Consider the following 25,392-nt stretch of genomic DNA (forward strand, 5'->3'; position numbering starts at 1 on the left):
ACAATAAGAAACAATAAGAACATCGTGAAAGTGAAAAGGAGCGATGACAATGGGTGCAATTGATCGTGAAGGCTATCGATTTGAAACAGAATACAGTGTGATTAGTCAAAAAGGGGCGATCCATGTATATCGGGATGGTGAATTTATCAAGGAATTGACTTTCTCTTTTACAGGAGAACAGCCCGAGCCTAGCTTAATTGAAGAAGTGGTTGATGAGTTTTTTGAAACGAGTCAAAAATGCGAATAGTTTCCCTTCTCATTACACGATTTGTAACGTAAAATGTGTTGTGAGGTGAATAGCATGTTTCAAAAAGAATTGTATGTGTTTGATAAAAATCAACCGAAAAAGTGCGTGATTCGAAATTATCGGGAAACTGATTTTGATGGCTTAATACAAGTTCAACGTGAAAGCTTTCCTCCCCCATTTCCTTCTGAATTATGGTGGAATAAAGAACAATTACATAATCATGTAACCTTATTTCCTGAAGGTGCTCTTTGCGTTGAAATCGATGAAAAAATTTGCGGGTCCATGACTGGATTAATTGTTCAGTTTGATCCTAGTCATCCAAAGCATACATGGGAAGAAATCACGGATCATGGATATATACGAAATCATAGCCCTGGTGGAAACACACTATATATTGTAGATATTTGTGTGAGTCCGGCATACCGAAAATATGGCCTTGGTAAATGGCTTATGCAGTCGATGTATGAGGTGGTTGTTCATTTAAAATTAGAGCGATTATTAGGTGGGGGACGAATTTCCGGGTACTCAAAGCACGCCACAGAAATTAGTGCAGACAAATACATTGACAAGGTCATGACAGGTGAATTACGAGACCCTGTGATAACCTTTCTCCTCCGTTGTGGACGTACGCCGGTCGAGCTAATTGAAAACTATCTCGAAGACGAAGAATCCTGTAATTACGGATTATTAATGGAATGGAAAAATCCCTTTCAAGGAACAAAAACGAAAGCGCCTTGAGTTGAACGTCTACGTTTGCCACGTCCTCGAAGAGATTGGCATGACCAGAGAGGGGCTAGGCGCTGGTGCTGGACTAGGATACACCCATAAAATTTATCCACAATGATAATTATTATAATTTCCTAGACCATAAAAAAAACGAGTCTAAGCTAGACTCGTTTCTTCTTTAGTTCATATAGTTTGCTTTAACAAACTCAACAACTTCTTCAGTTGTGCTCATAGATAGAATCTTTTCTTTATTACTTGCAATTTCAGCTTTTGAGAGCTTTTTAATTTGAGTACGTGCTGGTAAAATGGATGTCGCACTCATACTAAATTCATCTAATCCAAGACCTAAAAGGATTGGGATCGCAATTGTGTCGCCGGCCATTTCTCCACACATTCCTGCCCACTTGCCTTCTTTATGTGCTGCTTCAATAACCATTGAAACAAGGCGCAGGATAGAAGGTGAATATGGCTGATAAAGGTAAGACACACGCTCATTCATTCGGTCTGCAGCCATTGTGTATTGAATTAAATCATTTGTTCCAATACTAAAGAAGTCAACTTCTTTTGCAAACTGATCAGCTAATACTGCAGTGGATGGAATTTCAACCATGATTCCAATTTCAATGGAATCAGAAACAGCAGTTCCACTTGCCACAAGCTTTTCTTTTTCTTCCATTAAAATGGCTTTTGCTTGTCTAAACTCATCAAGTGTAGCGATCATTGGGAACATAATCTTTAGGTTACCAAATGTACTTGCACGAAGTAATGCACGTAGCTGTGTACGGAAAATTTCCTGTTCTTCTAAGCAAAGACGAATCGCTCTGAAGCCAAGAAATGGATTTAGTTCTTTTGGTAAGTTTAAATATGGAAGTTCTTTATCTCCACCAATGTCTAGTGTACGAACGACAACAGGCTTGCCTTCCATTTTTTCGAGAACGGTTTTATACGCATCGAATTGTTCTTCTTCAGTAGGAAGCTGGTCACGCCCCATGTATAAGAATTCTGTACGATAAAGTCCGATTGCTTCTCCACCGTTTTCAAGAACACCCTTCACATCTTCAGGAGTTCCGATGTTAGCAGCAAGTTCAACATGCTCTCCATCACTTGTAACGGTTTTTTCATTTTTTAATTTAGCCCATTCTGCTTTTTGAGCTTCATATTGTTCTTTCTTTTGACGATACTGTGCTAAAACCTCTTCTGAAGGATCAACGATAACATCACCATCAAGCCCGTCGACAATCACCATAACCCCGTTTTGAATAGTTGAAGTAACAGCCTTTGTTCCGACAACAGCTGGAATTTCCATCGATCTTGCCATGATGGCAGAATGAGAGGTACGTCCTCCAATATCAGTTGTGAATCCTTTTACATATTTACGATTTAATTGAGCAGTATCTGAAGGAGTTAAGTCTTCTGCAATAATGATTACTTCTTCAGAAATCATACTAGGATTCGTGATTGAAACTCCTAGCAAATGCGAAAGTACACGTTTTGTGACATCACGAATATCAGCAGCACGTTCTGCCATATATTCATTTTCCATGCCTTCAAACATTGTAATGAACATGCTTGCAACTTCTTGCAACGCAAATTCAGCATTTACACTTTCAGAACTGATTTTATCTTTAATTGGATTAATGAGCTCAGGATCACTTAGTACGAGAAGGTGAGCGGAAAAGATTGCTGCTTTGTCTTCTCCAAGTTCTTCATTTGCCCGATTTTTAATCACTTCTAATTCATCTTTTGATTGATTAACTGCATCCTCAAAGCGCTTTATTTCTGCATCTTTATCACTGATTGTTTGTTTTTCAACTGTCAAATCAGGATGCTCTAAACGAAAGCTTTTTGCAATAGCAATCCCTGCAGAAGCAGCAATACCTTTAATCATAGTAGACATTATTCACCAAGTCCTTCATTCGCCATGATTTCTGTTAGAGTCGCGATTGCTTCTGCTTCGTCAGAACCTTGAGCAACAATTTTCACTTCAGCACCTTGACCAATTCCAAGAGACATAACACCCATAATAGATTTAAGGTTAACAGACTTTCCGTTATATTCTAATTGAATATCTGAATTATATTTACTCGCTCCCTGAACTAATACTGTTGCTGGGCGTGCATGAATTCCTGATTCACTTGTAACTTTAAACGTTTTTTCTGCCATGGATTATTTCCCCTTTTCAATTATTTAAGAATCAAAATGATTACTTGTAGTATTTGTTCGTTTTCGGTAGATATGTAAAGAAAGAGTCGCATACCTGTATTTAAACGCCAAAAATAAAAAGGCATGAGAAAGACAATAAAACACTAGGGAGAGGATGCTGCTCCTTTCCTCAAGTTTTTACTTTTTCTTTACTCATGCCTGATCGTATCAGTAACACGTAAATGCAATGCGTATGTAGAAATGTAGAAGTCGTGACAAACACTTACTTTACAACCTAACCTCTTACACCGAAGAGTATAGCATAGTCAACAAAGTTTTTTCAACAATTTGATTCATAATCCGACAACAATAAAAATTGAGAATCTTTTTCATTTCCAAAATTTATAATAAAATAGACGTTATTTTACAAAACATAAACCTTTAGGATACCAGTCCGTAATGATTATCATGTATAATAAGCAAATATTGTATTTTATTTACAAACTAAAGTTGGAGGTGTTTTCATTGATCAAACTTATTGTGAGTGACTTAGATGGAACACTATTACAGGAAAATAATACAGTTAAATCTGAGGACGCCGATGCCTTAAAACAAGCATTACAAGAAGGACTTCAAATCAGTATTGCGACAGGCAGAATGGATACTGAAATAAAAGAAGTATTAAAATCGATTGGGCAAAATTTTCATCGCATTAGTCAAAATGGTGCTTTTGCATCGACAATTGATGAGAAGTCGATTTTTTCTCGTACTTTTACAACAGAAACAGCTGAAGAGATTTATAAAAGAATATTAGACCCTAAATTCGTTACAATTGTTTGTAGCTACGACACCAATTACACACATGAAAACAATGAGTATGTCGAGGGAGTCCAAAAAAGAATGTTTCATCCAATCATCATTGATCCTGAAATAGGTTCGAAGTTTAACGAAGTCAAACCTTCAAAGATTACATTAATTGGCTTTGAGAATGATATTATCGAGATTCACAAAAAACTTTCGAATGAATTTAAAGACGAGATTGATATATTCATTTCTGAAACACATGTCTTGGACATTATGCCAAAACAAATTAGTAAAGGGAATGCGATCAAAAAACTTCTCGAAGATCTTACTTTAAAACCTGAGGAAATGGCCTGTATTGGAGATTCTTTTAATGATATTCCTATGTTTCGTTTAACTCCTTACAGCTTTGTGATGTCTACAGCACATGATGATGTAAAAAAAGAAGCAAAATACGTGGTTGAAACAGTTGCTGAAGCAGTTGAAATGATCTTGAAAGAAAATAGTAAACAATTCGTTTGATTGACAAGAAGAACCTGAATGTAACGTCAGGTTCTTTTTTGGGCTATTATCGCAAACTTTATTGTTTTTTATTTCGTTGATTTCCGCTTCAGGCAGGCGCTTTCCGGGGGCGTGGCTTGAGCCTCCTCAGGCCTACACGATGTAGGTCACGAAGCCGTTGCCACAGGACGTGGCGCTTTTAGGCTTCGTTCTACTGGTCGCTCCTGCGGGGTCTCAAGTCTCACGCTTTTCCCGCAGGACTTTGAGTTTCTTCCTTAAAATCACCCACGCACAAAGAAAATGCGAATGTATTTTCGAGGAGTCGCCGCCCTACGCTCCAACCAACAAAGTTTGTATTTTATTTTCTAAGAACAACAATCTTTTGGATAAGAACCTTTTATTTTTGCTTTTTTACGTTTTTTATTTTTGCTTTTATTTCCTTCGCCATTTCCTCGCAAGCCGCGTTTTCATTATCGTTCAGTTCTTCATCCCCATATCTTACTCTTTCGTAGAGTTCAACTAGACGAGCATCAAGGAATTGGTTTCGCATTAGCCATTCTGTGACACTTTCATGATGAAAGCGACCCAGGCCGTTCTGAGCCGAAAGGACCTCTAATTCAAGGATAAGCCTTCTAACCTTTGCCTGTGGCGTTTGTTTTCTTGGTCTTCTCCATTTTGCAGTAGGCACCTGAATCCCTTCAGTGACCGTTGCATATTGAAAGACGTCTCGCACAACAACTGCCTCTTTTACAAATCGTTTTCTAGCTAATAAGAAGAGAATCACCGCTAAAATGATAGCCCCTAAAATAGATAGATAAAACCAGATATCAAAATATCCTAGCATTTCTAATAACGGATTTTTATTATCATTATCCTCCCAATTTAAGGAGCCAACACTTTCACCACGTGAGCCTCTAAATGAATCAATGTCTTCAACTGCATTAAAAAGTGGCTTTGAGGCCCAATACAAGCTGGTCCCAATAATCGTTGATACAAAGGACAAGCCCTTCACAAAAACAATTGGAAAAATCACGGCAACACCAATAGCACCTACAAACAGACCACTAAATAATCCGATTACAGACCATGAGTTGTTTTTCGTGGTCATCTCTTTCATGACAAGTGAACTCGTACTTACACTGTTTAAGATTTTACCAATCATGAAGAACACCAATTGAGTCACAAGTAAATACAACACAAGATCACTATAGATATACCCTTGAACTTTTGCCGCAAAATACGTAAGTCCACCAAAAAGCAAGCTACCATTTAAGATAAATGCTTCTGTCAGCTTCGGATTTTTATGAAAATGAACAACCATACGGTAACAAACGATAGCCCCAAGAACTAGACTCTGACTGAAAGACATCCCCATTTCACTGCTAACAAGAGCAAGCAGTGGTACAACTAACATAATAAATACATACGGTGTGTTTGATTTCATCAGTGATAACAAGAACGCAATCACCATAGCTCCAACACCTGTAATAAACAGAAATGGCAGAATAGGTGGCAGCTGCTCCGTGTGAATATATAACAGCATGAATAAAATATAAAGAAGGATGACTTCCATTACATATTGGTAGGATTTCAGTAATGATTGACTAAATCGCATATGAATCCCCCCTCTTTACTGAGGAGGAAGCTTTCTGTAAATAAATCGCGTCCTCATTTTCGATTATTTTAAAACAATCGACACCCTTTCTTGCAAAACTTCGTAAAATCAATTGCTCATTTTCTTCCATTTCTCCTAACACAATCATATAGGGTGATAGTTGCTGTTGTCTTGTAATTTTATTGATCATGTAATGAAATGGAATTGTCACACTATGTTTACTCAGCCTAGCAATCAATTCGAGTGCTTTCGCTAAATGCTCCTTCCCTACTCCAAGAGGCAGATGGATATAGGGTGTTTTTCCAGCTCTCCTTACATTGACAAAAACCTCGAAAGGAATATTTTTTACGGTTGCTGTTTCTAGCAAATACGTTAATCCACTTAAATATTTCTCCAATTTCCGCTCACGTACATTGATAATGATCGTCCATGAAAACTGAGCCGTTTTATCAAATAGTTTTGTTTGCAATTGATTGGTACGCGCACTCGCCTTCCAGTGAACCCTGTTAAAAGGATCGGTTGGTACATAACTCCTCGTTCCAACAATCGCTGTCATGTCTTCAAAAAACGAAGACCGGATAGGGTACTCCCCTTGATTTTTCGGAACAATTTTTTCAATTCCTCCTACGGTTTCAGGTGAAGAATAAATGATCGTTTCAAAGTTAACCGGCTTCAAATAACGAAGATATGCCTCACCAAAGCCAAATAAATGGGGAATTCTTATCTCGAGTTTACGGATTTTCGCAACTCCCCTTTGCTTCCCTTCGAATGGAAGTGTTGTCGTAAAGGCCTGTCTTCCGAAAAGAGTTAGCGGTAAAGTTAGTTCAATCTGTTCCGTTTCTAATACTTTTCTTTCATTCTTAAAACCTACTACATGATCTATCGTCATCCGGATGTGACCATTAAAGATTGGTAATAGACCCTCTTGATTCAATGTAAGAGAAAAATCACTTTCTTCACCTTTAAAGAGTTTGACAGTATCCTTATCAACAGAAATGATTATTTTATTTCCAACATGCCTTAAATAATATTTGTTTAAAAAGACAAATAAAAGAAATAGTACCCCAACAAACACAAGTAAAAAAACCTGGGAAAGGATCCCCACTAAAATAAATGTGGAAGAAAGGAAGATCAAGTAGGACATTTCATTTCCAATTGATATTTGCCGTTGCCAGTTCATTATTTTACAGCTCCAGCTTCTACCGGCACAGAAACGGTTGAAAGCAACTCCTGAACGATCTGGCGATTCGTCTTTTTCAATGATCCCTCCATCGTCAGTACAAGACGGTGTGAAATCACATACGGAGCCATAAACTTAATATCCTCTGGAGTTACAAACATACGCCCTTCTAAATATGCCTTACCCTGAGAAGCTTTCATCAGCGCTAGCGTCCCCCTTGGGCTCACTCCAACTTCGACATCTGCATGCTTTCTAGTGGCATGAACGATTCGTAATAAATAATCCTCAACTTCATCAGAAAGCCTTACTTCACTGACCTCCGTTTGCATAGCTTGAATCTCTTCTTTTGTAAGAACCTCTAAAATGTCCTCAATTGGGTTGTTTTGTCGATACGTTCTCATGATTTGCCTTTCTTCTTCAAAGCTTGGATAGCCAAGATCAATTTGCACAAAAAATCGGTCCATTTGTGCCTCTGGAAGTGGAAAAGTTCCCTGTTGTGATTCAATTGGGTTTTGTGTTGCGATTACGACAAATGGTGAAGGTAGTTTTAATGTTTCACCATCAATCGTCACCTGTCGTTCTTCCATGACCTCTAGCAAACTTGATTGAGTCCTTGGAGTCGCACGGTTAATCTCATCAGCTAACAGGATATTGGTCATAACCGGACCTGGACGAAGCTGGAATTCTTGCTCCTTCGGGTTAAAAAATTGGATACCGGTAATATCACTTGGAAGCACATCTGGAGTGAATTGAATGCGCTTAAAATTTCCACTAATCGATTTTGCAAAACTTTTCGCAAGCATTGTCTTGCCTGTACCTGGAACACTCTCAAGTAAAATATGACCTTTATTAATGAGAGAATTTAGGACTAACTCAATCACGTCATCCTTTCCGATGATAACTTTCCCAATATTCTCTTTGATTTTTAACACATTCTCTTTTACAGACATAAGCGCCCCCCGTATTCACTAAAATATGTAATTCTATGATAATTTAAATTTATCAAAAATGTAGGTATATTCCAACATAATTATTCTGCAATGCTTGGAATTAATTAAATTAAAAAAGAGAGTCATGAACTCCCCTTCTAACAAACGATAAATAAAAACAGACAGATCCACAAAATTGCCTATGGTCTGTCTGTTTCATTTTGGCTTATTTCTAAAAGATTGTTGCTTTTAAAACATAGAGTGATTTCCGCTCCTGGTACTCGCTTTCCGCGGGCGATCCGCAAGCCTCCTCGCTCGTACCTCACTGCGGGGTCTTGCTTGGCTCGCTACTCCCGCAGGAGTCTCGTACCATCCGCTGAAATCACTGGGAGGAAAAATAATTACTAATCCCTTCATAGATTGATATAAAAAACAACAAAGTTTACGAAAACAGCCTTCATTTTAGTTATGCTTTTGTAATCTCAATGATATTTTCTTCAGAGAGATTAATGTTTCCTTGCTTTTTATTCACAATCTTTTCGCCTTCTGCAAGGTTTGTGAATACAATTGGAGTCATAATTGAGGTTGCATTTTCCTTGATATAATCTAAATCAACTTTTAAAAGCTGTTGACCTATTTCGACCTTATCATTTTCACTCACAAATATTTCAAAGCCTTGTCCTTTTAGATTAACTGTATCAATCCCAACATGAATAAGAATTTCACGACCTGAATCAGATAAAATACCAATTGCATGTTTTGTCGGGAACACGTTGATAATTTTCCCATTAACAGGTGAAGCAATCACACCTTCAGACGGAATAATCGCAAAGCCATCACCCATCATTTTGCCAGAAAATACGGCATCAGGTACTTCGGTAATTGGTTTTATTTCACCTTTAATTGGTGAAACAAAATAATCAACACCCTGTTGTTCATTAACCAAACTATCTGGTTTTATTTCCTCAGTCCGGCTTTTTTCTACTTCACGAGGCTTTTTACCGCTCATTACGTCTTGCATTTGACTTTTAATGATTTCAGAGCGTGGGCCAAAGATTGCCTGAATATTATTTCCAACTTCGAGCACACCAGCCGCTCCTAGTTTTTTCAACTCATCCTTATCTACATTTTTAATATCGTTTACGGAAACACGAAGTCGAGTAATACACGCATCTAGATGGGCAATATTTTCTTGTCCGCCCATTGCATGTAGGATGTTAAAAGCGAGATCACCAGCCTTCCCTTGCTTATCCTCTTCACCTTTTGCTACTTCACGTCCAGGTGTCATGAGATTAAATTTACTAATTGCAAAACGGAAGATAAAATAGTAGATAACTGCAAAAACAAGACCTACTAATATCACAATCCACCAAGGCTCTCTACCAGGCAATATACCAAATAAGAAAAAGTCAATCCCTCCACCTGAGAAGGTATAGCCGATATTAACACTCAAAGCCGTCATTAAAACAAAAGATAATCCATCCAGGATTGCGTGGATTAAGAATAAGATTGGTGAAACAAACATAAACGAAAACTCAAGTGGCTCTGTGATACCTGTTAAAAATGATGTTAGGGCACCTGAACCTAATAAACCGGCAACAAGTTTTTTATTTTCTGGACGTGCAGCATGATACATCGCAAGTGCTGCAGCCGGTAAACCAAACATCATAATTGGAAATTCGCCAGCCATAAAGTTACCAGCCGTAATATCTACCCCATCTTTCAATTGTGCAAAGAAGATTGTCATATCTCCCCTAACCACTTGACCAGCTGAGGTTGTATAAGAACCAAATTCGTACCAAAATGGTGCATGGAAAATATGATGTAATCCAAACGGGATTAGCAATCTTTTAATTAATCCAAAGAAAAATACAGCAAAATACGAACCTTCTTCTATTAGCCATAGAGATGCACTATTCATTGCTTCTTGCACTGGTGGCCAAATAATTAATAATAAAAGACCTGCTATAAAAGAAAATGCAGCTGTAGCAATCGGAACAAATCGTTTTCCTGCAAAGAAACCAAGAAATGATGGCATTTCTATATCATGAAAGCGATTGTAGGCAAAAGCAGCAATAAGACCTACAATGATTCCTCCAAATACACCTGTTTGCAATGTTGGAATTCCTAAAACGGAAGCAAACGCGGGATTGTCAGCAAGCATTTCAGGAGTTACTCCCCGCCATGAACTCATTACCTGATTTAGAACTAAATAACCAACTAAAGCGGCAAGTGCTGCTGCACCATCACCAGCTAAGCCAATCGCTACCCCAACCGCAAAGATAAGGGCTAGATTACTAAAGATAATTCCACCTGCATCCTCCATCACTGATGCAGCGAGTTGAATCCAATCAACTCCCAGGAACGGAAGATATTGCAGCATTGTTTCTTGTTGCATAGCATTTCCTATCCCCAGTAATAGACCTGCTGCCGGTAATAGTGCTACAGGTAGCATCAGCGCTTTACCGATCTTTTGCAGGACGCCAAAAACTTTTTTAAACATGTAAAAACCTCCTATGTTTTTTCATTCTCATTAAGAATGTCCAAAAAATAAAAAAAGACATGAGTAAGAATAAACAATCAAATGAAGTAGAACGGATAATATCTCCGAAAAAAGGAAGGTATATCCTGTTTAACTTCATTTAATCATTCTCTTTACTCATGCCTGATCGAATCAGTGACACGTCAAAAACAATGTGCTATTTAATTTTCTTCTGAAGCCTTTGCAGATGCATCGTAATATAGACGGCTTCAGCGTCAAAAACTGGCTTCTTTAAGGTTTGCTGCATTATCTTAATGAGTTTCCATGAGAGATTATAGCATAAGGGATATTCTTCTTTCAAGAGAGTAGTGATTATTTCAGGTTCTTCTACTTTCTCTCCAGCTTTTACCCGTTCAATTGCAAACCTTAAATGCCGTACAAGTCTCATATAATCAATGCTATTTTTATCAATTACGATTTTCAACTGATCTTCTACCGTCTGCACCAATTTTGTCACAAGTTGAGAGTGCTTATTGACTTCCGACAATTCTTTATTGGTTATTGCACTGTGTATGTGGAGGGCTATAAACCCTGCTTCTCCCTCAGGTAAGTGTATATTACTTTCTTCCCTAAATAGATCCATTACTTCTTTGGCTATTCCGTATTCCCTCGGATACAATGCTTGCGTTTCTATTAAAAAAGGATTTCGGATTTCCATCCCCTGTGAGACCCTCGCGACAGTAAACATCAAGTGGTCGGTCAAGGCCACATGGATATGCTCATTCAGCGACGATTCCGTTCTGCTCTTAATTAACTCGATAGCTGAAATAATTACTCTCTGTAAATCATCCTCTAAATATGGTAGTAGCTTAATATAATTTTTTTGTTCTCTTTCATCCTTTAGGACAAACAGCTTTTCCACACTCGCATCATCCAGAACATCATGTTTCTTTCGGTTAAAGCCGATGCCCTTCCCTATGATAACGACCTCCCCATAGTCGGAGTGATCTGCAATAATTACATTATTATTTAGAGCTTTAGATATGATAATATCAGACATCTTAATTCCCCACTTTTTTGCTTTACATACCCTTCATATCCTATCTGAGCGAGCAGTAGAAATCAATCATTTTAGCTTAAGGAGCTCTGTTTACGGATGGCTACTTGGTAATGTAATGATTACTTTTGTTCCCAATCCAACTTTACTTCTAATATTGAATGTTCCTTTATGATCTTGAATAATCTTATTACTCATCGTGAGACCAAGTCCCATTCCTTTTTCTTTTAATGTAAAAAATGGTTCCCCTATTTTTTCAAGTCTTTCTTTTGGAATTCCGACCCCAGTGTCAATGACTTCAATTTTGACTTTATCATTATTCACCCACGTACGGATTCTTATTTTCCCTCCAGTAGGCATGGCATCTATTGAATTTTTGATGACATTGACAAATACCTGTATAAGTTCGTTTTTATCTCCATAAAGAATCGCCTCGGCAACCTGATTTTCAACTCTTACTTCCACATTATGAAGGATTGCTTCGTGTGAGGTTAGCTTGATCAGATAATCAATTATGTCGTTTACTTTAAATTCCTTTAGAATTTTACTTTGTGGCTTGGAAAATACAAGTAACTCACTAACAATTTGATTAATTCTATCAAGCTCAGAAAGGATGATATCTGATATTTGGGAGTTTGACTCGTCTTTTTCCTTTTGCAATTGGACGAAGCCTTTGATTGTTGTAAGAGGATTTCGTATTTCATGAGCAATTCCAGCCGCCAATTCACCGACGACAGAGAGTTTCTCCCTTCTACGGGCAAGTTCTTCCGCAGCCTTCACGTTTGATACATCCCTTCCTATAGTAACAAGACCCGCTCTCTTTCCCACTTCAAATAAAGGGACACGAATGACATCAAAGGTTTTAAGTTCTCCACTAGGAATCATGATGGTTTGCTCATAACGTGTCTCCCTCGCCCTTTCCCAGGTTTCTTCATCTAATTGAATATTTTGAATCAAGTATTCCTTAAAATCTGGATACATCTGCGCAATTTCTATATCCGTTTTATTTTTATACTTTTCCGTTTGGAGGTTATAGAGATCTTTTGCATACCGATTGACACGAATCCACCTACCTTGTCCATCTTTAAAACAGACGAAATCAGGCATTGCATTGATTAGTGTCGTCAGTTCATTTTGCTCTTCCAAAGCCTTAATATAGGCATCATGCTTCTTGATGATCAGATGGATCAAAAGCGTAGTAAAAAAGACGAAAACAAGTCCTTTTCCAATCTGAAAATAGTTCGCGTTGACGGAAGGAAATTTATCCAAGAGATATTCAGAGAATGTAATCCAAAAAAGGCTTGCCAAAAAATAGATGAGCCACAAACGCTTTTTAAAAACTTCTTTAAACATGACAAGCACCCCGTAACCATTTGACAATAAATTTAATTTGTTGTATAGTAATAATTTGCTCCCTTAAAACTTATAACATAATTTTTTATATAAAGAAAGATAAGTTCGTTTTATCTTTTACATTTGAGAAAGACTTATTCACACTGGACCGGCTTCGGAGCCGAAAGGACGAAAGAGAGGTAGGGCTTTCGTTGTTTAAGATTTTCAAATCTACCGCGGCAATAAAATTATGAAAAGTGAATCTCGCCCAAAACAAGAACCAACCGAATCATGCGGTTGGTTCTTTTTCATAGGCTGTTTTCGCAAAAATTATTGCTTTTGACACAAATGATTTCCGCTGCATTTTGAAAATTCTCCCTTGAATTTGCACCGCACGAAGAAAATGCGAATGCATTCTCGAGGAGGCGCCACCTTGCGCTTAAATCAATAGTTTTGTTTTATCCAATAGCAACAATCTTTTAGAAAAGAGCCTTTTCATAAGTTATAGTTTGCACCATGTAGGGTGATTGTTTTTCCCTTTCGAGGTTCAATCCCCATTATATATGGCCGTTCCCCTCTTGGATGATTTTCATTACAAAAATAGACATCGACAGAGTGGAAGTGTACTTTAAAAGCGTGTTGTTCCGTACCAGGCAGAACCGTATCTGAAATAGTCCCTTTTAATACATCGGCCCAAAGCCTTGCAGTTGTTTGGGGTTCCTTCACCGAGTAGCCAACATACGAAATGCCTTTGCTATCCGGAACATACATACCTTTTGAAATAAGGTCTTTTTCTCTGACTGCATCCTCTTCTCCCCACTCAATAAAAAATGGCATTGGATGGGTGTGCTGAATAAACAGCATCGACCATTCAAGCATCGTGCCGTCCGGTCGCTTTCGTGATCCTGGGAACGGCCCGAGAGTTTTAACCCCTTTTTCAGATAGCTGTTTTTGTACCTTTTTTATCGAGGATGTTCGAAATGCAATTTGAGAAAGCCCTTCTCCTAGCTGATAGTCTTTGTAAAGGTGGCTACTAAACGGATGGCTACCCTCCTTTGTAACATCTAAGTTGTTGATTCCAATCCATTCAATATAAGCTACATTTTTAAAATAACATAATGTATTGTAGGTCCCCCAGAAATCATGGTTTCCGCCTTTTACAGGATGAAAACCCAACAATTGAAAAGCTGCCATTGTCTCATGTGGGTCTTTCACATAATGAACAACATGGTCAAAACGAATCTCCAACACATTCACTCCAAACCCGATTTTTATATCATTTTATCAAAAAAAGACCCAATAAAGGGTCTTTTTACAAGAAATCTTATGCACCTAGTGATTGCGTTGGGTTTGAATATGTTTCTTTATCAAGTTCATTTGTTATTCTACTTGTAAGGACACCCGCTGTCATACTGCCGCTAACGTTAAGTGCTGTACGACCCATGTCAATTAAAGGTTCAACAGAAATCAATAAACCGGCTAATGCAACAGGTAAATCGAGAGCTGACAAGACAAGAATGGCAGCAAATGTTGCTCCTCCACCAACACCAGCAACGCCAAATGAGCTAATTGCAACAATTACTACTACTGTTAAAATAAACGATGGGTCCAATGGATTTATACCAACTGTCGGAGCAATCATCACGGCAAGCATCGCTGGATATACACCAGCACAACCGTTTTGACCAATGGATAGCCCAAATGATCCTGCAAAGTTGGCAATACCCTCTGAAACACCTAAATCATTTGTTTGTGCCTTGATATTAAGTGGTAGAGTCCCTGCACTAGAGCGCGATGTAAAGGCAAATGTTAAAACAGGGAATGCCTTTTTCAGATAAGTGATAGGATTTAAACCAGCGAATGTTAGTAACAATAAATGGATTGCAAAGACAATCAATAACGCAACATAAGAAGCGACCACAAATTTTCCAAGCTTATAAATCGCACCATAATCACTAGTAGCTGTTACACGTGTCATAATCGCAAGAACACCATAAGGAGTTAAGCGTAAAATGATCGTTACTACACGCATGATAACTGAGTAAAGCGCATCAATTATTTTCGCAAACAGATCTGCATTTTCTGGATCTTTACGACGAACTCCAAGAAAAGCCATTCCGATAAACGCCGCAAAAATAACAACCGCGATGGTTGAAGTTGGCCGAGCGCCTGTAAAGTCTAGAAATGGATTGGCTGGTAATAAATCGACAATTTGTTCTGGAAACGTCTTATCTTGAATTTCAGCATAGCGCTGGTCGAGCGCTTCTCCTCTTGCTGTTTCAGCATCTCCAGCTTCAATTTGGATAGCTTCTAAATCAAATGCGACGGTTGTACCAATCCCAACAAGTGCTGAAATGGCAGTTGTACCTACTAAAATAGCAAGAATGAGGAAACTAATTTTCCCAATATTATTTGCCAATTTCATTTTCGTAAATGCGGATACGATTGAAATGAATACAAGCGGCATGACAATCATTTGTAAAAATTTAACATAACCATTACCAACGATGTTAAACCAACTAATCGACTCGGAAATAATTTCTGATTCTGCCCCATAGATGAGTTGCAGGATAAGACCAAAAACAATTCCTAAGCCAAGTGCTGCAAATACTCGTTTTGAAAATGAGACATGCTTTTTTTGCATATAAACTAATAATAATAGCAATAAGACCATCAAAACGATATTTACAATACCAAGTAAACTCATATGATTTTCCCCCTTTATATGTCAATGTATTAAAATATAATTCAGTTTATACCAATCCGTCAAGTAAGTAAGATCCAATTTAAAAAAATATTAACAATATCCAAAAGTAAAAGCGTCTAGAAACATTCTAGACGCCCTCATCCATTTATGCCACTTTTATTGCCTTTCCAAACGGTACTTTCGGTACATAATCATCTGGAACGAGCCAAAATACTTCGGCTTTTACATCCAATTCATCGTAGAAATAGCCTGTAACATCCGTTATATAAAACAAGGTATCAATTTTCTCCTGATCTGCCCACTCGAGCACTTCCGTATAGGAGGACTTGCCATGCGTATAATATTTAATAGTAGGATTTTGTATGGCTGTGATGCTTCTAATTTTAAAATCAGCTTGAATAAGCTGGGTTTCTGGAATCATTTCACCAAAAAATTTGACGATATTGTTTATCAAAATGGATCGTACTTGATTGGTTGATGTATCAATGGCTAGTGCAATTTTCTTGTCTTTTCGATCCTTAAGTAAACCCATTAGTGACCTTTGCCATCTCACAATAGCATCACTCCTCATGCTTAATCACCAAAGGAACGTATTTTGTCTAGCTTAAGCGACTAGAAACTCAAGAAATTTCAACTCTCCGTAGGGGGATAAGGCGCCTCATTGTCGGGGTCTCCGACGCACAGGAAGTGCTAGTTCCGACTTTCCCGCAGGATGTAGCGTTCATAGAGCAGCCTTCTCGTTTCTGGGCGAGTCGCTTTCACTTTTCACCCTGGCTACTCTATTTTGTCACGTTTTTTGAACAAATATGAACTGTTCAACTAACAATACTTGGATAGCTTATTTGTATGTTTGTAGGCAAACCTATCAATAATTGGGGGAATGAAAATGAATATTTCGAAGCAGGAATTACTTGAAAAACTATCAGAAAATAATGGAATTGGTTATGTTGAACTTGATGGTCTTCTTCATGAAATTAGACTTGTAAACGGAAATCAAATTGCTTTTACAGGAGCGTGTTGGAAATGGACGCAAACAGAAATGCCTTCCGCTCACGGTGACTACAATGTATTGACCGATGTTCTAATTGAAGAAGATCTCATGATTCCAGGCTTTCCAACACACGATTACTATGAATTTCACGAAACGGTTCATGATTTTTCATAAGCAACTTAGTGGTATGATTTTCCTTAATCATTTATAGTAAATGCAGATAATCAATTTTGAGGAGGCATACATAATGACAAACTTAAAGCCATGGTTTGAAAAAGGCATGAACCAATACAACTATATTAACAACATGCAAGTTCATAAAGAAAATTTACTAAAGGTGTATAATCAGTTTCGTTTAGACGAATCTGATAAAGAACTACTCCAGGCACTTCAGGCAAAAGAATTAAAAGCAATCATTTTGGCAGCTGATTGGTGTGGCGATGCAATGGTAAACCTCCCTATCCTCATGAGAATTGCAGACGAGGCATTACTCGAAACGCGTTATTTAATTCGCGATGAAAATCTGGAGCTAATGGATCAATACTTAACAAACGGAAAGTCTCGTTCGATTCCAATTATTATTTTCGTGAACAAAGACTTTGAAGAGGTTGGTAAATGGGGACCAAGAGCGCCAGAAGCTCAAACGATTGCAGATGAATTAAAGGCACAGGTTCCAGATAAGGAGTCGCCTGAATATGATGCTGCATTTAAGGCGTTTATCAAATCATTTACTGAGCGGATCACAACAGATGAAGCGCTTTGGAATGACATTAAAAATAGTATCATTTCCACTTTGAAAAACGCATAATAGTTTGACCCTAAAACATATACTAAACTTAAGACCGTCCACTACTTCCAACATCGCTTGTTGCGGGACTAACCAGAACGGAAATGTGGGCGGTCTTTTTTGTATGTCTATATAGGAAGAAAGATGTGTATCAGGAATACGAAGGTGAAAATAAAAGCACTTGTATAATGGAATTTCCGCCTAAATCCTGAGGCTCTTTTATGACGTAGATCCCCTGCAAAAATCGTCAACGCTAAACATAGAATAGCTAAAATTCCGCTTATGATCTTAGGACTTGTATATCCCACAATTTCACCGAGTTTGACCAACATAATTCCCCCATGAAAAATGATCACAATTGTTCCAATGACGGCAAGCTTGATATGTGACTTCATCATATAGCGTGACATCTTGGCAAGAGTTATTTTGAGCTTTCGAACCTTTGTCCTCCGGATGACTAGAAAGATAAAATACATATTTACATTCACGAGAAAGAGGATAATTGCAATTTGGGAAAAAGCTTGCCCTAAGGTAACGATTTGAGAGTCATGGGTTCTAAAAATCCATATGTAAATAACTGTGCTAGCAACGAGTAGCGCATTTATGAATATCCAAATGTAATAGGCCATCCTCAACCCGCCCCTTCTATTTTTACCAATTTTACCAGATGGTTATAAAATGTGTAGTGTGGGATATCACTCGGGGTGTTTTGAGTGTTGATTGGGCAGTATTTTGGCAACACCTTCGTTTTTACTGACTTTCCCAAAGGGTTGATAGTTTGGTTTGCGGGTTCGCCTTTTCCTAATTTTATCCACGTGTGGGGATGTTAACTCGATTTGCGGGTTCATCTTTTCCTAGTTTTATCCACGTGCGGGGATGTTAACTCGGTTTGCGGGTTCACTTTTTCCTATTTTTATCCACGTGCGGGGATGTTAACTCGGTTTGCGGGTTCATCTTTTCCTAGTTTTATCCACGTGCAAGGATGATAGCATAGCTTCAAGGAGCTCACTTTCTTCGCTTTTAATCCAAGTACTAGCACAAAATCACAGTTCATGCCCAACACTTCCCCAATAGAGCCCCTATACCATATTCATACTCCTCCAAACATGCTAGAATTAAGGTACGATCATGAAATGGAGGTAAATCAAATGTCTACATGTAACATCGATCACACATTAGAAGATGTGGTCAAAAAACTTCAAAGCCAAGAAACCTTTTTGCCGAAAGAACTTTATCGCAACGCGGTTCAATTTTTAGAAGCAGAACGCACCCAACCTACACTAAACGAATTCTTTCACCTTTTAAAAAAATATGATTTAGCATCTGAGGAAGAACAACAAAAACGCAATCTTGCCATGGAAGAACTTTTCCAAGCATAAAGTAATGCACCACAAATGTGGTGCATTCAGAGTGTAGACAAAGTCAGTACTGACTTTGTTTACACGTTTTTTTACAGGATATCTAGATGTAAATTACTCTCCCCAGACTGTCTTGAAAACGCTTGTCAGACAAGGCGCGCAGCCGATCGAAGACGCGAATAGAAGTTGCCTTCATGAGCGGACGAGAGAGGCAAGCAACGAAGTATGCGAGCGTTTGTCAACAGTCTGGAGGCACCACAAATGTGGTGCCTTTAGTTAACCGCACTTTTTTCCTCCACATATTCCCGAATGGCTGTTAAGAAATCCTCTCCATACCGCTCTAGCTTCGTCTGCGCCACCCCTTTAATTTCAAGAAGTTCTTTCTCGTCTACAGGAGCCACTTCACTCATTTCCCGTAATGTACTATCTGAAAAGACGATATACGGTGGAACCCCATCCCTGGCAGAAATCTCCTTACGTACCTCGCGAAGAATTTCAAATAACGTATTGTCGGTCACAACTTGCTTTTTCTTCACCTGTTCCTTCTTATAAATTTTGACTTCTCCCTTTAGAACAGGTAATGCCTTTGAATCAAGAATGAGCACTGGATATTGAGAGTTGGTCAGTTTGACATATCCTTCTGCAGCCAAAAAGTCGATTAAGGCGACAATTTGCTTTTCTGAATACTGCTTTAATAAACCGTAGGTCGACAAGGAAGTAAAACCAAACTCTTGAATTTTTTTATTCCTTGAACCCTTTAACACCTGCGCAACCAAGGTCTTTCCATAGCGCTCCTTCATCCGTTTGATACATGAGAATACCATGAGCGCCTCAGTTGTCACATCTATTTTTTCACGGTCATCTTTACAATTAAAACAGCGACCACATTCCACGCTTTCCTTCTCCCCGAAATATTCCAGGATGTAGCTTTGCAAGCATTTTTCCGTGTGACAATAGTCAATCATTTGCTGGAGTTTATGATATTCCTGCTCTTTTTTCGCTTCATCCACTGTAGATTGCTCGATTAGGAATTTTTGGAGTTGGATATCCTGTGATGCAAATAAGAGATAACAATCACTCTTTTCACCGTCACGCCCTGCTCGTCCCGCTTCTTGGTAGTAGGCTTCAATATTTTTAGGAAGATTGTAGTGAATCACGTATCTGACGTTACTTTTGTCAATTCCCATACCGAATGCATTTGTCGCAACCATAACATTTACGGTGTCAAAAAGGAAATCTTCTTGTGCTTGTTTTCGCTCTTCATCCGATAGCCCAGCATGATATTTTCCCACTAAAAAGCCTTCTCTTTCTAAAAACGAATGAAGTTCATTAACCTCCCGACGGGTTGCAGCATAAACAATTCCCGATTGATTCTTATTCTCTAGTAAAAAGCTTTTCACAAAATCTCGCTTGTTTTCACCTTTTAAGACATTGAAGGTTAAATTATCTCTCGCAAACCCAGTGATGAATACAGCATAAGGGTCAATCTGAAGTTGGCTGCAAATATCTTCTTTTACCTCAACCGTTGCGGTTGCAGTTAATGCTGCCACAACCGGCTTTGATGGAAGTTCCGCAATCATATAATGAATATTTCGGTAGCTCGGCCTGAAATCATGTCCCCATTGTGAAATACAATGCGCTTCATCAACAGCAATCATAGAAATGGGTATGGAAGATAAAAGAGATCGAAATTGAGAGGATTCGAGTCGTTCAGGAGCAATATAGATTATTTTATAGCGGCCAGCGCGTGCATCCTGCAGTCTTTCCTGAATTTCTTGCATTGAAATACTACTATTAATATAAGTAGCTGATATACCCACACCAAGCAATGTGTCTACTTGGTCCTTCATCAATGAGATTAATGGGGAAATGACAATTGTGATTCCCTCAAAAATCAGAGCTGGGATTTGATAGCATAACGACTTTCCGCCTCCAGTTGGCATAATCGCGAGTGTATCGTTTCCCTGTAAAATATTTTCGATAATGGATTCCTGTCCCGGTCTAAAAGACGGGTAACCAAAATACGACTGTAAAACTTGCTTTGCTTCTTCAATCATATAAAACACCTTTTTAAATTATTTTACTTCATTTGCCAAAAATGTGCGTTTGACGTAGTGTACTACCCCACATGTCCGAGTACCTTCGTGCATACTATACAGTGTGGTGTTAGCTCCTTATTCTTTATCTGTTCGTGTATGGAAGTGAGAAATCACTTCCTCTTTTTTTAGACCACACGATGTGAGTCACAAAGACGTTGCCATTCAAACGTGGCGTTCTTAGTCTTAAATCATTCGTTAAGTTAATTATAAAGGAAGAAGATTAAGGTGGGAAGGGTATCCACCTTGTGGTAATATAAAACTAAAAAATATGTTGAGGATGAAACACGTGAGGAATGCAGATCTACAAGTATCACAGCCATATGAAAAAAAATCTTTCTTATTCGATTATACACTCTCATTTCGAAACAAACTGCCGGGTATCGCTCTTGTTTTTATGATCGGAGTATTAGCTAACTCTTTAGGGAAAGACTTCCCATTAATCGGAGGAGCAGTGATCGCCATTATTATTGGCATCCTAGTTCGAAATTTTTTACGTATTCCGGCAGTCTATACGGAAGGTATCTCTTATACATTAAAGACGTTACTGAAAACAGCCATTGTGTTGCTTGGTTTCGGTCTAAGTTATGCAAGTATTTTTCAGCTTGGATATGAAGCAATCCTTTTAGTCATTATTGCGGTGTTATCTGGTATTCTATTTACTTTTATTTTGGCCAAGCTATTTAAGCTTGGTGGAAATATCCCGATTCTCGTTTCACTTGGAACCGCCATTTGTGGGGCGACCGCGATTGTAACATCAAGTCCGATTGTTCGTGCAAAAGAGGAAGAAACGGCTTATGCGATTAATACAATCTTTGCTTTTAATGTATTGGCAGTATTATTCTACCCGCTGATAGGACATCTTTTTTCGATGCCAGACGATATTTTTGGAATGTGGGCAGGTGTAGCGATTCATGATACTTCGTCAGTAGTCGCTGCGGGGTATAGTTATAGCAGCGCTGCCGGAGATACATCTGTTGTCATTAAATTAATTCGAACACTCATGCTAGTACCTGTGACTCTCATTCTATCAATCATCATTTCAATGAGATCAAAAGGCAGCACAACAAACAAAGTAAAAATGAGCAAGGTATTTCCAACCTTTATCTTATTTTTTGCTGGAGCTGTTGCTATTAATACGATTTTCTCACTACCAACATCACTGACGAGTGTAACAGATGGAGTAGCAAAATTCTTAATCCTTATGGTAATGGCGAGCGTGGGACTTGGTACAGATTTTAAAAAGATTAAATCTGTTGGTTTACGCCCTTTATTTGTTGGGTTAATTTCATCTATCATGATGGGAATTTTAACCCTAACCATCATTCTAGTGCTGTATTAAAAAGAAGTTGGGAACTCATTTCCCAACTTCTTTTCGTTCCTCCAAAATATCACAAATCATTTGAATATGGAAAGATGCCCATGCTCTTTCGCGAAAGTGTAGTATGACAGTAAAAAAAAGGAGAAAGAAATAAATAATGGTGAAGAGAATTAGATAAAGATATCCTCTTCCAAACAAAAATTTTTGTAATTGGTTAGAAAAAAGAAATAAAAACCACGGTATGGCTGTAATTAAAATGGGAATGATGCCTGACCCGTTTTTTTCTTTTAACATGCGATAATAAATGATTTTTAAGGTCTGCGAGTCTATTCCTTCATAAAAGAGTTGGATGGAACGCACTTCCTCCATTTCCTTCAAATGTTTAAAGGTTCGATCTTTGCGCGCGTTCCTTTTTAGCTTTAAATAGATTTTATGTGCATCTCCACGAAACGAAATCAATTGTAACACCTCAGAATATTTAACATTATTTTTAACAATTCCCTGTTTTACGCATAAAAATGCCCCCAATTTTTAGATTTGGGGGCATAATCTTTTATGCTGGAGGATCGATGTCTAGATCATCCTCAATTTCCTTTTCTTGATATTGTGTATCCTTCCGTGCATTGAAACGTTCAGCTTTTTCAACGTACACAGCAATGTTGTAATCAGGGATTCCTGCAAATTTTTCATAGCGACCCTTTGGAAGTAAAAAGTTACCTTCTGGGAAGAACACGCCAAGATTTTTTCTTGCAATATCCGCAAATTTTGCTTTCCCTTGGAAGACACCAAAGCCATTATGAACAACGATCGCTTCTCCTTCTGCAATACGAAGCTCTGCAGCATCTTGAGGATTGATTAACACATCATAACGTCCTGCTCCATTAAACGGATCGACCTCTTTATAAATCATCGAGTTAAATTGCTTTCCACGGCGAGTGGTTAACACGAATTGTTCTTCCTTTTTCCCGAAGTCAGGAATTTCAACTTGAATTAAGTTCCCTCTGCCGTCAGGAGTCGGACACACTCCACCTTCACAAAGCCATGCTCCTCCCCATTGGAACACATCCCCTTTTTTCTTAAGATGTTGGATTCCATTGTAGTTTGGATTGGCAATCGCAATTTCGTCGCGAATTTCCTGTCCACTCTTAAAATCAATTAAATGCGCACTTTCCGGTTTAACTCGCTTGGCGAGATCCACATAAATCTTCCATTCTGCGCGAGCTTCTTTTATCTCATTTTTATTCCCTTCAATTTCAGGTGAAAAATACACCATTCGTTCCGTCGAGGTCGAAGTTCCTCCACCCTCTTGTTCATAACGGGTTTTTGCAGGTAACACAATCACAGCTTCTTTCGCATCCAACAGGGTTGACGTATTTAAAATGATATCTTGATGGACACGAATCTCAAGCTCCGATAACGCTTTTTCAACAAAATCAGGGTCTGGCATAGTTTCTAAGAAGTTTCCGCCGGACATATAATAAAGCTTAACTTTTCGCTCATGATCATCTGGAAGGACAATATTTTCTAATGTAACTCCGACAATATCACCTTGCCATTTTTCAATCTCAAAGCCCCAAACCTTTTCCATTCGCTCAATATTTTTTTCATCAAATTCGCCGCCAGGCAGAACAAATGGATCTGCTCCCATTTCACCTGACCCTTGTACAGAGGAATGACCACGGAACGGCATTAGTCCGTTGTTCTTACGCCCTAGGTGGCCACGAAGAAGGGCAAGGTTTGCTACCTGTGAAATATTATCGGTCGCAAAGGAATGCATCGTCAATCCCATAGCCCATGTATACACCACATTTTTACTATTTGCTAGAAGCTCCGCTAGCTCGATCATTCGTTCCTTCGACACGCCAGATGATTTTACAATCTCATCCCAGTTTTGTTCCTTAACATGTGCTTTTAATTCTTCAAACCCATTTACATGTTCTTTCACGAATTGATGGTTGATTGCAGAACCATGTTGGTTTTCCTCCATTTCAAACCAGTGCTTCATAATTCCGAACATGAAGGCAATATCTCCACCAATGTTAACTTGATAGAAATCATCCGCAAGCTTTGTTCCAAATAAAGCAGATTCCACATTGGATGGGATCCAATATTTATCCATTGCCGGTTCTCTATGTGGATTAATGACGATAATTTTTGTACCGCGTTTTTTCGCTTCGAGCATGTATTTTGTAGAAACAGGTGAACTGTTCGACGCCACACTTCCCCAGAATAATAAAACATCTGCACCTATCCAATCCTGATAGTTGGCAGTTGATGCCCCAACACCTACGGAACGCTTCATCGCCGTTTTACTAGGAGAATGACAAATTCGTGAAGCGTTGTCAATATGGTTCGTACCTAGGAAACGAGCAACTTTAGCAGCTACATAATAGGATTCATTCGTAATCCCACGAGAAGTTAAATAAAAAGCATATTGCTTCGGATTCAACTTTTGCATCTTTTCCGCAATCATATCCATCGCTTCATCCCAGGAGATTTTAGAAAACTGTCTTTCTCCTTTTCTACGAATCATTGGATATGGAATTCTTCCTAATTTTCTAAGTTCAGTGCTATTATATTTACGTAGTTCATCAATATCTGCGTGGAGAATTTCTGAATCAATGGCTGGCATTGTACTTAGACGTAACACATTAAGGCGAGTTGTGCACATATGTGGCCCCTTCAGTGTTTGGTCATAAAGACCAGAAACACCAAGAGCACAACCATCACATACACCCTGTGTTAGAATACGGGTTGCATATCCGAGATTGTCCTTATTTTCCCAAGCGACTTTCATCGTGTCACGAATGTGCTTTGGTTTCACCTTTCCTAAACCAAAGGGAATCGGACTGACCCAGTGCTTTGGTTGTGGCATTTTCGTAGTCTTAATTGGTCCCTGATGCTTTGTTTCTCCCATGATTAATCCCCCTCTTCCTACTCGTTATTACTATGTGTATGGTAAAAGTCAACTTATATTCAAATACTCCTTGGCGTATTTCTGCCCGATTTTTTTAGGACCACACGAGGTGGGTCACAAAGACGTTGTCACAGGAAGTGGCGTTCTTAGTCTTTGATCTTACGCCTCGAAAAACTTCCTTTGAAAATTCGTGGCATCCGCCG

21 protein-coding genes are annotated in these 25,392 nt (G+C 38.5%); 7 read left to right on the forward strand and 14 right to left on the reverse strand.

Annotation, left to right across the window (positions count from 1 at the left end):
* Positions 1–49: 49 nt before the first annotated feature.
* Both RGU12_RS03880 and RGU12_RS03885 read left to right on the forward strand, forming a co-directional pair.
* Positions 50–247, forward strand: a complete 198-nt coding sequence (locus RGU12_RS03880; RefSeq protein ID WP_309534877.1) for a DUF5370 family protein — start codon at positions 50–52, stop codon at positions 245–247.
* A 54-nt stretch (positions 248–301) separates the two neighbouring features.
* Complete coding sequence (locus RGU12_RS03885) at positions 302–985, forward strand: GNAT family N-acetyltransferase (RefSeq protein ID WP_309534878.1); 684 nt, start codon at positions 302–304, stop codon at positions 983–985.
* Positions 986–1,151: 166 nt separating this feature from the next.
* Here RGU12_RS03885 and ptsP read toward each other — a convergent pair whose 3' ends face one another.
* Both ptsP and RGU12_RS03895 read right to left on the reverse strand, forming a co-directional pair.
* Positions 1,152–2,870 carry a phosphoenolpyruvate--protein phosphotransferase gene (ptsP, locus tag RGU12_RS03890; protein WP_309534879.1) on the reverse strand — a complete coding sequence of 573 codons (1,719 nt, stop codon included), beginning with the start codon at positions 2,868–2,870 and terminating at the stop codon, positions 1,152–1,154.
* Positions 2,870–3,136, reverse strand: a complete 267-nt coding sequence (locus tag RGU12_RS03895; RefSeq protein ID WP_116350766.1) for a phosphocarrier protein HPr — start codon at positions 3,134–3,136, stop codon at positions 2,870–2,872. The genes ptsP and RGU12_RS03895 overlap by 1 nt, the downstream gene beginning before the upstream one ends.
* Before the next feature lie 504 nt (positions 3,137–3,640).
* Between RGU12_RS03895 and RGU12_RS03900 the strand changes: the two genes are divergently transcribed.
* Positions 3,641–4,438: an HAD family hydrolase gene (locus RGU12_RS03900; protein ID WP_309534880.1), complete on the forward strand. Its 798-nt coding sequence runs from the start codon at positions 3,641–3,643 to the stop codon at positions 4,436–4,438.
* 376 nt (positions 4,439–4,814) lie between these two features.
* On the opposite strand, the gene RGU12_RS03905 is transcribed toward RGU12_RS03900, so the two are convergent.
* The 9 genes from RGU12_RS03905 to RGU12_RS03945 form a co-directional block, all read right to left on the reverse strand.
* The gene (locus RGU12_RS03905) at positions 4,815–6,032 is read right to left on the reverse strand and encodes a hypothetical protein (RefSeq protein ID WP_309534881.1); all 1,218 of its coding nucleotides are present in this window, start codon (positions 6,030–6,032) and stop codon (positions 4,815–4,817) included.
* Entirely contained in the window at positions 6,022–7,212 is a 1,191-nt protein-coding gene (locus RGU12_RS03910; protein WP_309534882.1) for a DUF58 domain-containing protein, read from the reverse strand. The genes RGU12_RS03905 and RGU12_RS03910 overlap by 11 nt, the downstream gene beginning before the upstream one ends.
* Positions 7,212–8,162 (reverse strand): AAA family ATPase, encoded by a 951-nt coding sequence (locus tag RGU12_RS03915; protein ID WP_309534883.1) that lies wholly within the window; start codon positions 8,160–8,162, stop codon positions 7,212–7,214. Before RGU12_RS03915 ends, RGU12_RS03910 begins: the two co-directional genes overlap by 1 nt.
* A 445-nt stretch (positions 8,163–8,607) precedes the next feature.
* A complete protein-coding gene (gene ptsG, locus RGU12_RS03920) occupies positions 8,608–10,644 on the reverse strand; it encodes a glucose-specific PTS transporter subunit IIBC (RefSeq protein WP_309534884.1) in 2,037 nt (678 codons plus the stop codon).
* 196 nt (positions 10,645–10,840) lie between these two features.
* Positions 10,841–11,683 (reverse strand): glucose PTS transporter transcription antiterminator GlcT, encoded by an 843-nt coding sequence (gene glcT, locus RGU12_RS03925; protein WP_309534885.1) that lies wholly within the window; start codon positions 11,681–11,683, stop codon positions 10,841–10,843.
* A 90-nt stretch (positions 11,684–11,773) separates the two neighbouring features.
* A complete protein-coding gene (locus RGU12_RS03930; protein ID WP_309534886.1) occupies positions 11,774–13,033 on the reverse strand; it encodes an ATP-binding protein in 1,260 nt (419 codons plus the stop codon).
* A 474-nt stretch (positions 13,034–13,507) separates the two neighbouring features.
* Positions 13,508–14,260 carry a VOC family protein gene (locus tag RGU12_RS03935; RefSeq protein WP_309534887.1) on the reverse strand — a complete coding sequence of 251 codons (753 nt, stop codon included), beginning with the start codon at positions 14,258–14,260 and terminating at the stop codon, positions 13,508–13,510.
* A 76-nt stretch (positions 14,261–14,336) separates the two neighbouring features.
* Positions 14,337–15,719, reverse strand: coding sequence for an L-cystine transporter (locus tag RGU12_RS03940; protein WP_309534888.1), 1,383 nt, complete (start codon positions 15,717–15,719; stop codon positions 14,337–14,339).
* 145 nt (positions 15,720–15,864) lie between these two features.
* Positions 15,865–16,272: a VWA-like domain-containing protein gene (locus RGU12_RS03945; RefSeq protein WP_116350777.1), complete on the reverse strand. Its 408-nt coding sequence runs from the start codon at positions 16,270–16,272 to the stop codon at positions 15,865–15,867.
* A gap of 333 nt (positions 16,273–16,605) precedes the next feature.
* On the opposite strand from RGU12_RS03945, the gene RGU12_RS03950 reads away from it, so the two are divergent.
* The 3 genes from RGU12_RS03950 (at position 16,606) to RGU12_RS03960 (ending at position 18,876) form a co-directional block, all read left to right on the forward strand.
* Entirely contained in the window at positions 16,606–16,884 is a 279-nt protein-coding gene (locus RGU12_RS03950; RefSeq protein WP_309534889.1) for a hypothetical protein, read from the forward strand.
* Between the two features lie 73 nt (positions 16,885–16,957).
* The gene (locus tag RGU12_RS03955) at positions 16,958–17,518 is read left to right on the forward strand and encodes a thioredoxin family protein (RefSeq protein ID WP_309534890.1); all 561 of its coding nucleotides are present in this window, start codon (positions 16,958–16,960) and stop codon (positions 17,516–17,518) included.
* 1,127 nt (positions 17,519–18,645) lie between these two features.
* Positions 18,646–18,876 carry a hypothetical protein gene (locus RGU12_RS03960; protein ID WP_309534891.1) on the forward strand — a complete coding sequence of 77 codons (231 nt, stop codon included), beginning with the start codon at positions 18,646–18,648 and terminating at the stop codon, positions 18,874–18,876.
* A gap of 251 nt (positions 18,877–19,127) precedes the next feature.
* On the opposite strand, the gene recQ is transcribed toward RGU12_RS03960, so the two are convergent.
* Complete coding sequence (gene recQ, locus RGU12_RS03965) at positions 19,128–20,912, reverse strand: DNA helicase RecQ (protein WP_309534892.1); 1,785 nt, start codon at positions 20,910–20,912, stop codon at positions 19,128–19,130.
* Between the two features lie 328 nt (positions 20,913–21,240).
* Between recQ and RGU12_RS03970 the strand changes: the two genes are divergently transcribed.
* Positions 21,241–22,293: a YeiH family protein gene (locus tag RGU12_RS03970; protein WP_309534893.1), complete on the forward strand. Its 1,053-nt coding sequence runs from the start codon at positions 21,241–21,243 to the stop codon at positions 22,291–22,293.
* A gap of 15 nt (positions 22,294–22,308) precedes the next feature.
* On the opposite strand, the gene RGU12_RS03975 is transcribed toward RGU12_RS03970, so the two are convergent.
* A complete protein-coding gene (locus tag RGU12_RS03975) occupies positions 22,309–22,731 on the reverse strand; it encodes a hypothetical protein (protein WP_309534894.1) in 423 nt (140 codons plus the stop codon).
* 94 nt (positions 22,732–22,825) lie between these two features.
* Entirely contained in the window at positions 22,826–25,189 is a 2,364-nt protein-coding gene (locus RGU12_RS03980) for an FdhF/YdeP family oxidoreductase (RefSeq protein WP_309534895.1), read from the reverse strand.
* Between the last annotated feature and the right edge of the window lie 203 nt (positions 25,190–25,392).

The organism is Ferdinandcohnia sp. QZ13 (genome assembly GCF_031324165.1).
Taxonomy (GTDB): domain Bacteria; phylum Bacillota; class Bacilli; order Bacillales; family Bacillaceae_L; genus Ferdinandcohnia.

Bases quoted from the DNA above. Each gene is read 5' to 3' on its own strand.
- RGU12_RS03915 (WP_309534883.1), bottom strand. From the start codon at position 8,162: ATGTCTGTAAAAGAGAATGTGTTAAAAATCAAAGAGAATATTGGGAAA.
- RGU12_RS03895 (WP_116350766.1), bottom strand. From the start codon at position 3,136: ATGGCAGAAAAAACGTTTAAAGTTACAAGTGAATCAGGAATTCATGCA.
- ptsG (WP_309534884.1), bottom strand. From the start codon at position 10,644: ATGTTTAAAAAAGTTTTTGGCGTCCTGCAAAAGATCGGTAAAGCGCTG.
- glcT (WP_309534885.1), bottom strand. From the start codon at position 11,683: ATGTCTGATATTATCATATCTAAAGCTCTAAATAATAATGTAATTATT.
- RGU12_RS03960 (WP_309534891.1), top strand. From the start codon at position 18,646: ATGTCTACATGTAACATCGATCACACATTAGAAGATGTGGTCAAAAAA.
- recQ (WP_309534892.1), bottom strand. From the start codon at position 20,912: ATGATTGAAGAAGCAAAGCAAGTTTTACAGTCGTATTTTGGTTACCCG.
- RGU12_RS03955 (WP_309534890.1), top strand. From the start codon at position 16,958: ATGACAAACTTAAAGCCATGGTTTGAAAAAGGCATGAACCAATACAAC.
- RGU12_RS03910 (WP_309534882.1), bottom strand. From the start codon at position 7,212: ATGAACTGGCAACGGCAAATATCAATTGGAAATGAAATGTCCTACTTG.
- RGU12_RS03905 (WP_309534881.1), bottom strand. From the start codon at position 6,032: ATGCGATTTAGTCAATCATTACTGAAATCCTACCAATATGTAATGGAA.
- ptsP (WP_309534879.1), bottom strand. From the start codon at position 2,870: ATGTCTACTATGATTAAAGGTATTGCTGCTTCTGCAGGGATTGCTATT.
- RGU12_RS03885 (WP_309534878.1), top strand. From the start codon at position 302: ATGTTTCAAAAAGAATTGTATGTGTTTGATAAAAATCAACCGAAAAAG.
- RGU12_RS03950 (WP_309534889.1), top strand. From the start codon at position 16,606: ATGAATATTTCGAAGCAGGAATTACTTGAAAAACTATCAGAAAATAAT.
- RGU12_RS03980 (WP_309534895.1), bottom strand. From the start codon at position 25,189: ATGGGAGAAACAAAGCATCAGGGACCAATTAAGACTACGAAAATGCCA.
- RGU12_RS03880 (WP_309534877.1), top strand. From the start codon at position 50: ATGGGTGCAATTGATCGTGAAGGCTATCGATTTGAAACAGAATACAGT.
- RGU12_RS03940 (WP_309534888.1), bottom strand. From the start codon at position 15,719: ATGAGTTTACTTGGTATTGTAAATATCGTTTTGATGGTCTTATTGCTA.
- RGU12_RS03930 (WP_309534886.1), bottom strand. From the start codon at position 13,033: ATGTTTAAAGAAGTTTTTAAAAAGCGTTTGTGGCTCATCTATTTTTTG.